Here is a 12305-nt window from a genome sequence, read left to right as displayed (position 1 = left end):
CTTGCACCTGATCGCGNTTAAAGTCGCGGTTCTGCACGCGACCGTTGGCTTGTTCATCCCGTTGATCATGGTTTGTGTGCTGACGAAAACGTTCGGTGCCAATCGTCGATTCTCCGAAGGATTGGCCGTCTGGCGATTCGCCCTGTTCGCCTCGCTTTCTATGACGGTCCCGTACGTTTTGACCGCGGTTTTCCTGGGGCCCGAATTTCCGTCGCTGATTGGAGCGTTGGTTGGTTTGACCTTGGTGACCACAGCCGCCCGTCGCGGTTGGATGATGCCCAAGGACGCAACCGTGTGGACATTCGCGGACTCATCGACGTGGCCGCGGGAATGGACCGGACAAGAATCGGACACAAAACAGCAAGACACGCTCGCGTCTTCAACGCCAGCCCGTGCCCTGCCACCCTGGTTGGCTTGGACGCCATATTTGTTGGTCGCGGTGCTGTTATTGATCACACGTTTGGTCGGCCCCGTCACGGAAGCGATCCGTTCGGTCGCTTGGAATTTCGATTCGATCTTTGGCGTCTCATCGGTCAGCGTTCGGATCGAACCGCTGTACCTACCCGGATCGATCTTCGTGGTGGTTTCGCTGCTGACGATCGCCCTCCACCAAACACCAATCGAGGCGACGCGATTGGCATGGCGTCGAAGCTTTCGCATGATCGCCCGAGCTTCAATTCCGTTGCTGTTTTCGGTGCCGATGGTTCAAGTCTTCATTCATTCTGACGGCGGTCGCGATGGAACGTTGGACAAGATGCCGATCGTGCTTGCGACTCAAGCGGGACAGTGGATGGGCAACGGGTGGCCGCTGGTTGCGCCGTTGGTCGGCGGGTTGGGTGCGTTCATCGCTGGTTCCAACACATTCAGCAACATGATGTTTTCTGAGTTCCAATTTTCCGTCGCACAACACATCGGCACTGATCCGACATGGGGCGTCGCACTTCAAGCGGTCGGAGGTGCAGCGGGCAATATGATCTGCGTTCACAACGTGGTCGCCGCCTGCGCCGTGGTCGGCTTGCTTGGCCAAGAAGGCTTGGTACTTCGTCGTACCCTTCCCGCCTTCCTTTACTACACGCTCTTCGCCGGGCTCGTCGGTTGGATCATCTCTTGATGACTGTCGCTATCGTTACAGAAGTCTCGCTTTAATTAGTTGATCGCACCAACCACGGATACACCTGTTCTACGGTCACAAATCAGTCGGCCGAAGAAGTTATGATGTTTGGCTTCAGAGCGTTTCCACCGATGGAGTTTCCAACATGAGTCGTTGCACGTGGCTGGTCGTGATCCTGATATCGATCACGAGCTTTGGGTTAGCACCGAACGCGGACGCTGATTCAAACGTTGACGTGGTGGTATACGGAGCCACACCTTCGGGCATTGCCGCAGCGGTGGCCGCTGGCAAATCAGGGCATTCGGTCCTCTTGATCGAGCCGACCAACCGGATCGGTGGCCTGGTCACCAGCGGTTTGTCTCACACCGACTTCCATTCGCTCGAAAGCCTCAGCGGAGCGTTCCTGGACTTTGCGAATCGAGTGGAAACCCACTACGCCAAAACCTACGGCCCTGACTCGCCGCAGGTGAAGGCCTCGTACCATGGCACCTTTGGCGAACCCAAAGTCAACCTCACCGTCTTCCATGCTTTGCTGGACGAGCAACCCAACGTTGAACTGGTTCATCAACATCTTCTCGTGGCATTGAAGCTCACCAAATCCCGACCGCAGAGGCGCATCGAGTCAGTCACCTTGGTTAATCCACAAGGCAACAAGCGAACCGTTCGCGGCAAAGCCTTTGTGGATGGGACTTACGAAGGCGACCTGATGGCGATGGCGGGAGTCGAATGGCGTGCCGGTCGGGAAGGACGTGATGAACACGGCGAATCACTGGCACCGGAAACCGCTGATGATCAACTGCAAGCATACAACTTCCGCTTCATCATGACCCAAGATGAAGCCAACCGGGTGATGCCTGTCGCTCCGCCTGGTTACCGACGCGAAGATTTTGTGGGCGTGCTGGATGCGATCGCGTCGGACAAAATCCAACGTGTCTTCGACTATCCCAGCAAGTGCATATTCAAAGCCCACCTGCCGGTGTTGCCCGGCGGCAAGTACGACATCAACGATGTATCCCGAGGCCTGGTACGATTGTCGTTGCCAGGCAAAAACCTCGGTTGGCCGAACGGCACGCCAGAAGAACGCCAAGCGATCTATGCCGAACACCTGAGAGACCAAGTCGGCCTGCTGTACTTCTTGCAGAATGATCCAGAGGTTCCCGATAAGTTTCGCCAGGAAGCGTTGCAGTGGGGATGGTGCCGGGACGAATTCCTGGACACCGATCATCTGCCACCGCAACTGTATGTGCGCGAAGCTCGCCGAATGCAGGGCGTCCATATCTACACGCAAGCGGACAGCGAATACGCCAAGGAAGGCACGCGAGCCAAGTTCCACCGAGACTCAATCGCCATGGCGGACTACGGCAACAATTGCCACGGAACCCACCATGAAGGTCCCCGTTTCGGAGGCAAACATTCCGGTGAGTTCTACAATCCGGTGCCGCCGTATCAGATTCCCTACGGAGTCTTGCTTCCCAAAGACGTTAACAACCTGCTGGTGTCGTGCGCGGTTTCGTCATCACACGTCGGTTTCTGCGCGTTGCGTTTAGAACCGGTGTGGATGTCGTTGGGACAAGCCGCCGGGCACGCCGCCTCGATCGCCGTGCAACTGAACCAGCCCGTGAAGCAAGTCGACGTCTCGCATCTGCAACGAAATCTGCACGCCGATCGTTCCGCCACGATCTATGTCAGCGATGTGCTACCTGACTCACCCGACTTCGCGGTCGTGCAGTGGTGGGGTGCCGCCGGAGGATTGCGGAAGCTTTATTCAGAAGGAACGCCACGAAAACCTCGCGGCAAGAAGCTGCACGGCCAGTACTCCGAAGCCGTACCGTGCCACGCAGTTGAAATGGACAAAACACTCGACGAAAAGTTGGATCATCGATGGCGTGCGTTGGCCGCTTCGATCGGTGTTCCGCCCGACGCTCTTCCCAAGGCCAACGGCAGCGCCACGCGAGGAGATTTCATCCGCGCCGCGGCTGCCGCCGCACGTCAGTAGCCAATCGTCGATCCAATCCCCACCCCCTTTCCCCATCACGAAGCACCATGAAGAAACTTCTCGGACTAACCATCCTGTTGCTCGCCACCGCTTTAACAAACTTCGTCGACTTTGCCGTTGCCGAAGAACCAGTCACGTTGAATCAAAAGGCTGATGGCTATCGCGGCGTTTGGTACATGAACCAACCATCGAGCGACGAATACGTTTACAAGTACAGCGGTGGATTGGGAACCTACTGCTCCAAGCACAAACCATTCGCGATCTACTGCGAGCAGGTCAACAAAACGTTCTTCTGCTTCGGAGGCGCGACGGCCGACGACAATCGCAAATTGCTCCACATGGTCTCGTACTTCGACCACGAAGCCAACACCGTGCCGCGTCCCACCATCCTGTTGGACAAGCAAACCGACGACGCTCACGACAACCCAGTGATTTCCGTCGATGACGAAGGTCACATTTGGATCTTTTCAACCTCACACGGTTTGTCGCGACCTTCCTACATCCACCGCAGTAAACGCCCCTACGACATCAACGAATTTGAATTGGTGGAAGCGACCCGATCCAAAGGAGACGACCGAACGCCGATCACCAATTTCTCCTACATGCAAATGTGGCACTCGGGCAGCGGCTTCCAAGCCTTCTTCACTCGCTACAACTACCCTGCCGCTCGCACGATTTGCTTCATGAGCAGCGTCGACGGTCGCGAGTGGAGTGCGTGGCAGAAATTGGCCGCGATCGGACAAGGTCACTACCAAGTCAGCGGCATCGGCGCTGGCAAAGCGGGATCGATGTTCAACTATCATCCTCAGAGCAAAGGCCTCAATTGGCGGACCAACCTGTACTACATCGAGACCGCCGACAACGGCGACACATGGACAACGGTCGACGGCAAGGAGCTAACACTGCCGATTAAAGACATCCACAACAAGGCTTTGATCCACAACTACGAAGCGGAAGGCCTGAATGTGTATCTCAAAGACCTTCGCTATGACAACAACGACCGGCCAGTCCTGCTGTACATCACCAGCAAAGGCTACGAGTCTGGACCCAAAAACGATCCGCGCACGTGGATGTTGGCACGTTGGACGGGTAGCGAATGGAAACGCTCTCCCATCACCACTTCAGACAACAACTACGACGCCGGAGAACTATGGCTGCTGGACGAAGACGACTGGCGAGTCATCGGGCCAACGGAAAAGGGACCGCAGCCCTACAACCCGGGCGGCGAAGTCGCGATGTGGAAAAGCGTTGACCAAGGCGCGACCTGGAGCAAGCTGCGGCAATTGACCAAAGGCAGCGACATGAACCACACCTACATTCGCAGAGCCCTCAACACACATCCGGACTTCTTCGCCATTTGGGCCGATGGACACGGACGAAAACCGTCGCACTCCCACCTGTACTTCTCAAACGCCGCAGGTGACGTATTCCAACTCCCACGGACCATGGATTCCGAAACAGCCCAACCGAAACGCATCGAGTTGAAATAAGCACGTCGGCAAGAATGATCTGGCAAAACCACGTGAGCCGTTCGGGCGTTGGCTCCGGCTGCACGTGGGAATAATAGCGTTTGCCATCACAATTCAAATGCCGAAACACTCCTGCCGACCTGCTCAGTATTGAGTAGAAGAAAAGGTGCCGCCGAGCCAAACACGAACTACATGAACAACACGGCCCCGACAAACGCGGCGAATGCAATCAGGATCACGCCCAGCAGGATCGGAAGATAGACGCGTGCGGAAACGTTGGACGGATCGTCGTCATCGGAGATGGATCCGCCACTGTTCTCAACGATCCAGCCAGGAAGACGCCCAAACGCCGTGTAAAGCCAACCGAGCGTCACGCCAAGCCCGAGAGCGACCCAAGTACGCAGATCGCCAACTCGAGCAACCACGCACCAACCGAGCATCGACAGCAAAACGAGCGACAACATGCCGGATGCAATTCGCTTGTTCGTTCCAGTCAAACCAGCAACTCATGGATGGAACAATTCCACACCGCCGTCACCGACTTCGGTGAATGGCATTGACCGGTGCCGAGTCCACCACCCCAACGTGGCCGAGAGGACCAACACAGCTCCCTGAACAAGGCACGCGTCAATTCAATGATACACAGCCGGAAAACCAGAGACTCACAACCTACTTCAACCAACATCGAAAGAACCACCAGGGCGAACGCACCCGGTCAAACCAAGTGAAACTCACATTGATGCAGCCAGCGCGTATCGACGCACGAGTCGTTTGCGGATCAAAATGCCCAAAAGTTTCGACAACAAAATTGGGATACTTGATATTACGAATACGGTGACAGTCGTGATTCCAAAAGCCTTCAGTTAGCGTCGAGGTATGGCCATCCAGTGGTGCAACGACGTACGAACTCCAAAACATGTCCACGTCGTGATGATCCGTCAACGCAGCGAGCGGTTCACCAAGGCCAGATAAAACGTGCCATCCAAAATCGCGTCCATAATTGGCATTGGCGATTGCGATGCGATCGGAGAGCGAAAACTGCGATGGATCCACAATAGAGATTGTCGCCGAAAAGAGAGTTTCCACGACACCCGCCCTGAACGAAGCGAGCGATGCCTGAATCGCGATAAATTCTACCAATGCCAGCCCGCGTTGCCAAAGTGGGAAGGTGTGCCGAAGCCTAGCGTAAACACCATGTTGTGTGACGCTTACGCGCGGGTTAGCCCAACCAGGTTTCGGCAAGTGACCGGGAAATCGTCGCGTCGGGAGCGGATCTGCCGTATTTGTTGGCCAGCAGTTCAATGTGCTCTGGAACCTCGAACATGGCGAATGCGTCCGTATCTGAGATCATTTCGCGTTCTGTGCAGGGAATAACGTAGACCAAGAATGGGTCGTCAAAGATCGTGAAGATTGCCACGTCGTGCGTGATAATGAAGTTGACGAAGGGCGAGGCAATGTCGCCGCCGTGAGCAAGTTCGTCGGCGTAGATGTCGTCGCGAACCTCACGAGTGTGCCGTTGCAGGTCGGAAGCGGTGAAAGTGTCGCAACCCGCTTGAAGTAGCGCAGCGGAAACAGAACGCTCGAAGCTGGAGAGATCGTCCATTTGCGTCACACAACGGTAAGTTTCTACGACACCGCCCTAAACGAAGCAAACGATGTCATTTACTGGATTTGATTGTATAATGGAAGCGAGGCCCGCACCACAACGGAGGTGTGCCCGAAGGGCCCAGCGTAAAAACCATGTTATGTGCCCCGGCCCATCGGAGTTGAGCCATGAATTTGAACCTCCCAAGCGAAGTCAATGACTTCGTGAAAGGTCTTGTTGCCCAAGGAAGATACAGTTCCGAGGAAGATGCCATTGTCGAGGGCATCAAGCTACTGATGGGACGAGAGCAATTGCGTGGCGAGATTAAGAAAGGCGTTGAGCAATTGGATGCGGGCGAATTCTACGACGAAGAAACCGTGTTTAACGAGATCAACGCGGAAATTGACAAGGTAGAAGCCGAACAGCAAGGAAGCTGAGAACATGCCGAGACTTCGGTATTCTGCGGAATCGAAAGAAGACCTCAGGCAGATCGCTCGATTCATTGCCCGCGATAAACCAGACGCGGCCCGTCAATGGGTTGAAAAGCTGCGAGAGAAGTGCCGGTTGGTGGCCAAACATCCCGACGTCGGCGATGCGCGTCCGGAACTTGGCGACGGGATTCGAGCCACGTATGTTGGCAGCTACGTGATTTTCTTTCGCTGCGTCGAAGGATTTCTCGAGGTCGTCCGAGTTATTCGCGGCGATGTTGACGAACCTAAAATCTAGGGGCACATAACGGAAGGTTTTTACGACACCGCCCTAAACGAAGCGAGAGATGTCCTGAACTGGATTTGCTTGTATAATGGAGTCGAGGTCAGCACTATATCGAAGGTGTGCCCGAAGGGCCTCAGCGTAAAAACCATGTTAGACGACCGTTGTGTCGCGTTTCGAGCATCAATTCGAGTGAGCAAAAATGGACATCCAATTACCACACGATCAAAGATCAGCCATCGAGGCATTGGTGACCAGTGGAAGGTATGATTCGGTGCAGGAGGCCGTAAGCGAAGGAATACGAATGTTGGTTTCTAATGAGAAACTTCGAGAAGCGGTTCAGGTTGGAATTGACCAAGCCGACAAGGGCGAATTGCACGATCACGATACAGTATTCGCCCAACTGAAAGCGATGGCAGCAGAAGCAAAACACGGATGAAAAAGCCGCTATACACCACGGCCGCGCAGGAGGATTTGATCGCCATTCTGCATTACATCTCACGGGACAAACCGAATGCCGCCGTGTCATGGGTAGAGAAGATCGAGGATAAGTGCCTGCTAATTGCGTCTCAGCCAGAAATGGGCGAGTTGCAGTCCAAGCTGGGCAGCGATGTGCGGTGCAACTTCGTTGGACGCTACGTGATATTCCATCGCCGTCACGAAGACACAGTGGAGATTCTTCGCGTCGTTCCAGGTGATCGCAAAATCACCAAACTCTGAGGTCGTCTAACGGAAGGTTTTTACGACACCGCCCTGAACGAAGCGAGTGATGTCTGAACTGCGATAGATTCTACCAAGGCAAGCCCGCGTCGCCAAACAGGGAAGGTGTGCCGCAGGCCTCAGCGTAAAAACCATGTTGTCGGGCGTGAACGACGCACGAGTTAGCCATGTCGATAGACAATTAAGAAGTAGCACCCGTCCGCGAGTTGTTGTGCCAGTCATGTCCACAGTGCAAGCATTGCTGCGCGAGTGGTGTTCGCACCACACGACGACATTGCGGGCAACGGTTGAAAATCAGCTCGGAACCGTGATCACGCACTACACGATCCCTTATGTGTATGTGAAGTTGTTCGGGCCCAAGTTTGATTAGCGCAACGGCATTCGGGTCAACGGGGAGTTCGCGAGGCTCTTTCGCGTGTCCGGGGAAAAGCAGCCACTGACGGGCTTGAGATTCCGCTGGCGAAACCAGATCAGGATAGAATTCGATGATGTATTCCGCGACTTCGTCAAACATCTTCGTCCCGACAACGGAAGGTTTTTACGACACCGCCCTGAACGAAGCGAACGATGTATGAACAATGGAAGATTCTACCACCAGAGGGCGGCTTGGACAAACGACAGCGGCTTGCCGAAGGCCTAGCGTAAAAACCATGTTGTACGCCGTTACCGCGTGAACGCAGTTGGAATCTCAGAGTGCGTGCCGCGGAGAATGCGGATATCACGAATAAGCGATTGAAACCCTCGCAGTATGTCATCGGTCCAAGGGACGCAATCTGACAGGTTTCGATTCGCGACACCCCAAGCAGCGATAGCGGCATCCACGTCTTGCGATTCGATCAGCGAGGCACAGTCGCGGAGGTCAGCAAGCCAGCGCTCGGTGACTGGATCACTGAAAGTCTGTGAGTCACAGAATCCCAGTATTGCTTCGGATAGCTTTTGTGATGCAGCAGTGTCCACGGGAGGCGTACAACGGAAGGTTTTTACGACACCGCCCTAAACGAAGCGGGCGATGTCTGAATTACGGAAATTGTACCAATGCCAACGCACGTTGCCTACCAACGAAGGTGTGCCGAAGGCCTAGCGTAAAAACCATGTTGTACGGCCCTACGCGCTGGGCAGCACGATGCGTGAACCAATGGGAATCGTAGATTTTGTCGTACCGTCGAATGTGCAGACGAATCCCGGTGCACGAGACGGCCGCGCATGGATCAGTGGATGCGAGATGCACGCAGTCATGGGCACGCGATCACCAGACGGCGAAACCACAACGACGTCGAGATCGAAGGGGGCCGAACGGTCAGCGAAATCGTGGAAGAACTCGTCGGCAACCACGACACGCCCTCCGGCGAGTTCAAACACCTGAGTTGCGGTTACCAATTCGGTGTCCATCTGAGTGATCTGGGCCGTACAACGGAAGGTTTTTACGACACCGCCCTGAACGAAGCGAGCGATGCCTGAACTACGGAAGATTGTACCAAGGCCATGGCCCGTTGCCAAAAGGCCAAGGTGTGCCCGAAGGGCCTCAGCGTAAAAACCATGTTATGCGGCAGCGCCAGAGTGGAGTTCGACTGGCGTGACAGTCCCATAATCATCGTGGCCAACGATTACGACCGGAATATCACATTTAATGCCGCCAAAGGAGTGCCAGACGGTTTGCAACCATTTCGCTGCGCAGTCGACCACAATGTCGTTGACGGGATAATCCACGTCAAAGCAGTCCACGATTGGAATTGGAGGTTGGACGCCATCTTCGGTGTATTTTGCGTCGAAAAGGTCGGCGTGAGCGTCGATGGATTTGTTGATGACGTACAGGTTGGGGCCGTCGACCGAGGCGCGAACAGTGAAAAAGCCGCCGCCGTCCTGTGCGGGGAAGATCTGCAGGTCGAGGCGTGTTGCAGCGTCGGGTAGCGATGCAAGCAGCAGCGGAATCTGAGTGCGCGCGGCGTCGGATTGTCCGTCGAGGACAGCAGTCAGTTTAGCGATGAATTCGGATTCGGTCATGTCCGCATAACGGAAGGTTTTTACGACACCGCCCTGAAAGAAGTGAACGATGCCTGAACTACGAAAATTGTACCAAGGCCAGCCCGCGTTGCCAAAGTGGGAAGGTGTGCCGAAGGCCCCAGCGTAAAAACCATGTTGTGCGACCGGAGCTATCAGAATGTACCGCGACGTTTGTATGGTTCACGTAACCAGTATTGTAGGCGTTTCGCACCGGATTGAGCACCGGGGACATCGGAATCAAGGTATTCATCAACCATCGGCTTGACGCGATCGAGGCCGTAAGTACGGAGGCAGGGATCAATGAATGCACGGTTGTTTGAAACGTTGCGCTCGAGTACAGCCGCCCGCACCATTGCGGACAACAGGCGACGGGGCAACGATTCACGGTCAAAGACCGCGGCGACGAACCATTTGCGTGTCGGATCATCGAGAGACGATTCGAGCCACGCCCAATCCGCGTCGTCGCATTGTTTCAAGTATTGGCGTGCAGCAACCAACGCGTCCCACGCAGCAGACCGGTCACCGGACGCTTCCGCGTCGAGGCAAGCTTGGTGACGGTCAACGATACTCATTGCGGAGGTCGCACAACGGAAGGTTTTTACGACACCGCCGTTACCGAAGCGGTGGAGTTTGAATCACGACAAATTGTACCAATGCCAACGCACGTTGCCTACCAACGAAGGTGTGCCGAAGGCCTAGCGTAAAAACCATGTTATGCGACCGGTGATTCGCGATCAAGCTGTAACCCCTCGCTGTCGAATTGGGTCACACCGCTCGGGTGTCCGTGTCCGATCTCTGCACGGCGGAATGTTCCGCCGCAGTTCGGATGAGAAAACCCCGCGAGAGCATCAGCAAAGGAAGTGAATCGCGATTCATCGAATAGGACATGGATGTGGGTGGAACCGCATGTCAAGCAGCGTGGTGCAGACACGCGATTCTTGCGCCAGTCAAGACGCGTACGCCAGTCGGAAATCTGTTGCGCAAGGAATGTGTCCTCAGCGGTCTCGAGAAGCTTCGCCGTTTCGCGATCGTCGTCGTCCAGCCCGTTCGCGAGAAGTCGAGCCAGTGCGCGTTCAAAGGCGTCAACGCCTGGAAATGCCTCAGCTTCAACCAGAGCGTTGCAGTCGTGGCACCAAGACTCAGCGGAAAAGACCGGCATATCGGATCCGCCTTCGAGTATGTATGCACCGCAAATGCCACCGCACCAGAAGGTGGCGGAGCAACGGTCACACGCGAAAGACTGCATCAACATACGGCTAGGTCGCATAACGGAAGGTTTTTACGACACCGCCCTAAACGAAGCGAACGATGCCTGAACTACGGAAATTGTACCAATGCCAGCCCGCGACGCCAAACGTGGAAGGTGTGCCGAAGGCCTAGCGTAAAAACCATGTTGTGCGGCAAATGCGTTAGAAGTCACGCCCGAACATCCGTTCAAGTACATCCACGACAGCTGGAAAATCGTTCGCACGCTTGAGTGCAGAGGAAATCTGCGAATGATCCATGAATTGTGTGAGAATATCGTCGTCACGGCCAACGTATTCAAGGATCGTCTTCTTGAGAGGCGGGATTTCGTATGCCCCGTCTTCGGTGTAAACGACATCCATGTCACGAGTGGGGTTGTAGATAAACGACAGGAAACGGTTCGTGAGCGTTGGTGTCGGCAGGTCATCGTCCGCAGGCGACATTGAAAGCGTGATTCCATCTGAGCGGTAGTAGGTCAGGCCAACCCAGTACCGCGAGAGGATTGCGCCGCGATTGGCGCGAACGGAGGTCGGAAGGTCGTCCTGAAGTTGAACGCTTCCAACGGGATGCAGCACGATGTATGGATGTTCCGCCACGAGTTGCTTTTGCCGCACAACGGAAGGTTTTTACGACACCGCCCTGAACGAAGCGAACGATGCCTGAATTACGGAAGATTGTACCAAGGCCATGGCCCGTTGCCAAAGAGCCAAGGTGTGCCGAAGGCCTAGCGTAAAAACCATGTTAGCCGCCGACATCGCGCTGAAGTGCGGTTTGTATTCTCGCCAAAACGGATTGCATGCGATGAACTTCAGAGTGCTCGGGGCCATATTGCATTTCGTAAATGTCCGAGCCTCGCTGTGCGTATGGTTCGGCAGCCGCAAGCTGGCCCGATTCCTCCAGCACCATCGCGAGCATCATAAGATCGTTGCCGACAAGTATCTGCGAATCGAGGGTTTCGCGAATCGCCAACCCTTGCCGTGCGAACCGTTCAGCATCCGAAAACTGCTTTTGGTCGCAATAGAAGTCGGCCAGAATGTTACAGACGAGTGCGGCTTCTTCTGGCAATTCGGACGCAAGTTCATGGGCCTCCAGATACAGTCGCTCTGCTGAAGCAACGTCACCATTGTGATTGGCGAGCCATCCTTCTTGCCGGAGAATCTGAAGTTTTCGGGCGATCTTCAAGTTTAGTTCGAGCGGCTAACGGAAGGTTTTTACGACACCGCCCTAAACGAAGCGAACGATGCCTGAACTACTAGGAATTGTACCAAGGCCAGCCCGCGTGGCCAAACATGGAAGGTGTGCCGAAGGCCTAGCGTAAAATCCATGTTGGCGGACACTACGCACAGCAGGTCACAACCCAAGGATGAATTGCAGACCCAGTACGGTTGCGATCGCAAGACAGCCAAGCAGCAGCATCGCGATCGACGTCTGGCAGCCGTCATTGGACATCTCCTCTTGCGTCTCGGC

General features: G+C 55.1%; 15 protein-coding genes. 9 read left to right on the top strand and 6 right to left on the bottom strand.

Going from position 1 to position 12305, the window contains the following annotated elements; all coding sequences use genetic code 11:
• Positions 1–67 precede the first annotated feature (67 nt).
• From RE6C_RS28245 to RE6C_RS28235, 3 genes are all read left to right on the top strand, one after another.
• Positions 68–1111 (top strand): L-lactate permease, encoded by a 1044-nt coding sequence (locus tag RE6C_RS28245; protein ID WP_456291176.1) that lies wholly within the window; start codon positions 68–70, stop codon positions 1109–1111.
• A 277-nt stretch (positions 1112–1388) separates the two neighbouring features.
• Entirely contained in the window at positions 1389–3107 is a 1719-nt protein-coding gene (locus RE6C_RS28240; RefSeq protein ID WP_008662281.1) for an FAD-dependent oxidoreductase, read from the top strand.
• A 47-nt stretch (positions 3108–3154) separates the two neighbouring features.
• Entirely contained in the window at positions 3155–4597 is a 1443-nt protein-coding gene (locus RE6C_RS28235) for a BNR-4 repeat-containing protein (RefSeq protein ID WP_008662279.1), read from the top strand.
• A gap of 167 nt (positions 4598–4764) precedes the next feature.
• Here the strand turns inward: RE6C_RS28235 and RE6C_RS28230 are convergent, their stop codons facing one another.
• Positions 4765–5073: a hypothetical protein gene (locus RE6C_RS28230; protein WP_236618586.1), complete on the bottom strand. Its 309-nt coding sequence runs from the start codon at positions 5071–5073 to the stop codon at positions 4765–4767.
• A gap of 722 nt (positions 5074–5795) precedes the next feature.
• Positions 5796–6179, bottom strand: a complete 384-nt coding sequence (locus RE6C_RS28220) for a hypothetical protein (protein ID WP_236618585.1) — start codon at positions 6177–6179, stop codon at positions 5796–5798.
• 170 nt (positions 6180–6349) lie between these two features.
• Here RE6C_RS28220 and RE6C_RS28215 point away from each other — a divergent pair, with 170 nt between their 5' ends.
• The 6 genes from RE6C_RS28215 (at position 6350) to RE6C_RS32340 (ending at position 9050) form a co-directional block, all read left to right on the top strand.
• Complete coding sequence (locus tag RE6C_RS28215; protein WP_008662271.1) at positions 6350–6598, top strand: ribbon-helix-helix domain-containing protein; 249 nt, start codon at positions 6350–6352, stop codon at positions 6596–6598.
• Between the two features lie 4 nt (positions 6599–6602).
• Complete coding sequence (locus RE6C_RS28210) at positions 6603–6887, top strand: type II toxin-antitoxin system RelE/ParE family toxin (RefSeq protein ID WP_008662269.1); 285 nt, start codon at positions 6603–6605, stop codon at positions 6885–6887.
• 289 nt (positions 6888–7176) lie between these two features.
• Positions 7177–7311, top strand: a complete 135-nt coding sequence (locus tag RE6C_RS33680; RefSeq protein ID WP_008662268.1) for a hypothetical protein — start codon at positions 7177–7179, stop codon at positions 7309–7311.
• Entirely contained in the window at positions 7308–7592 is a 285-nt protein-coding gene (locus RE6C_RS28200; RefSeq protein ID WP_039963712.1) for a type II toxin-antitoxin system RelE/ParE family toxin, read from the top strand. The genes RE6C_RS33680 and RE6C_RS28200 overlap by 4 nt, the downstream gene beginning before the upstream one ends.
• A 220-nt stretch (positions 7593–7812) precedes the next feature.
• Positions 7813–7962: a hypothetical protein gene (locus RE6C_RS32345; protein WP_160167249.1), complete on the top strand. Its 150-nt coding sequence runs from the start codon at positions 7813–7815 to the stop codon at positions 7960–7962.
• Positions 7963–8807: 845 nt separating this feature from the next.
• Positions 8808–9050: a hypothetical protein gene (locus RE6C_RS32340; protein ID WP_160167248.1), complete on the top strand. Its 243-nt coding sequence runs from the start codon at positions 8808–8810 to the stop codon at positions 9048–9050.
• An 81-nt stretch (positions 9051–9131) separates the two neighbouring features.
• On the opposite strand, the gene RE6C_RS28180 is transcribed toward RE6C_RS32340, so the two are convergent.
• The 4 genes from RE6C_RS28180 to RE6C_RS28160 all read right to left on the bottom strand — a co-directional run bounded on the left by RE6C_RS28180 (position 9132) and on the right by RE6C_RS28160 (position 12020).
• On the bottom strand, positions 9132–9593 hold the full coding sequence (locus RE6C_RS28180) for a DUF6389 family protein (RefSeq protein ID WP_008662261.1): 462 nt from the start codon (positions 9591–9593) through the stop codon (positions 9132–9134).
• Positions 9594–9745: 152 nt separating this feature from the next.
• Positions 9746–10165 carry a hypothetical protein gene (locus RE6C_RS28175; protein WP_008662257.1) on the bottom strand — a complete coding sequence of 140 codons (420 nt, stop codon included), beginning with the start codon at positions 10163–10165 and terminating at the stop codon, positions 9746–9748.
• Positions 10166–11002: 837 nt separating this feature from the next.
• A complete protein-coding gene (locus RE6C_RS28165) occupies positions 11003–11434 on the bottom strand; it encodes a hypothetical protein (RefSeq protein WP_144054907.1) in 432 nt (143 codons plus the stop codon).
• Between the two features lie 145 nt (positions 11435–11579).
• Complete coding sequence (locus RE6C_RS28160) at positions 11580–12020, bottom strand: tetratricopeptide repeat protein (RefSeq protein ID WP_008662254.1); 441 nt, start codon at positions 12018–12020, stop codon at positions 11580–11582.
• Positions 12021–12305: the final 285 nt, after the last annotated feature.

It is taken from the genome of Rhodopirellula europaea 6C (genome assembly GCF_000338295.1).
In the GTDB taxonomy this organism is placed as follows: domain Bacteria; phylum Planctomycetota; class Planctomycetia; order Pirellulales; family Pirellulaceae; genus Rhodopirellula; species Rhodopirellula europaea.
Note: the sequence above shows the minus strand (reverse complement) of the source record. Positions and strands in the feature narration are given on the sequence as shown.

Excerpts from the sequence above, each read along its gene's own strand:
- RE6C_RS28220 (WP_236618585.1), bottom strand. The coding sequence starts at position 6,179 with ATGGACGATCTCTCCAGCTTCGAGCGTTCTGTTTCCGCTGCGCTACTT.
- RE6C_RS28175 (WP_008662257.1), bottom strand. The coding sequence starts at position 10,165 with ATGAGTATCGTTGACCGTCACCAAGCTTGCCTCGACGCGGAAGCGTCC.
- RE6C_RS28180 (WP_008662261.1), bottom strand. The coding sequence starts at position 9,593 with ATGACCGAATCCGAATTCATCGCTAAACTGACTGCTGTCCTCGACGGA.
- RE6C_RS32340 (WP_160167248.1), top strand. The coding sequence starts at position 8,808 with ATGCGAGATGCACGCAGTCATGGGCACGCGATCACCAGACGGCGAAAC.
- RE6C_RS32345 (WP_160167249.1), top strand. The coding sequence starts at position 7,813 with ATGTCCACAGTGCAAGCATTGCTGCGCGAGTGGTGTTCGCACCACACG.
- RE6C_RS28210 (WP_008662269.1), top strand. The coding sequence starts at position 6,603 with ATGCCGAGACTTCGGTATTCTGCGGAATCGAAAGAAGACCTCAGGCAG.
- RE6C_RS28245 (WP_456291176.1), top strand. The coding sequence starts at position 68 with ATGGTTTGTGTGCTGACGAAAACGTTCGGTGCCAATCGTCGATTCTCC.
- RE6C_RS28200 (WP_039963712.1), top strand. The coding sequence starts at position 7,308 with ATGAAAAAGCCGCTATACACCACGGCCGCGCAGGAGGATTTGATCGCC.
- RE6C_RS28215 (WP_008662271.1), top strand. The coding sequence starts at position 6,350 with ATGAATTTGAACCTCCCAAGCGAAGTCAATGACTTCGTGAAAGGTCTT.
- RE6C_RS28235 (WP_008662279.1), top strand. The coding sequence starts at position 3,155 with ATGAAGAAACTTCTCGGACTAACCATCCTGTTGCTCGCCACCGCTTTA.
- RE6C_RS33680 (WP_008662268.1), top strand. The coding sequence starts at position 7,177 with ATGTTGGTTTCTAATGAGAAACTTCGAGAAGCGGTTCAGGTTGGAATT.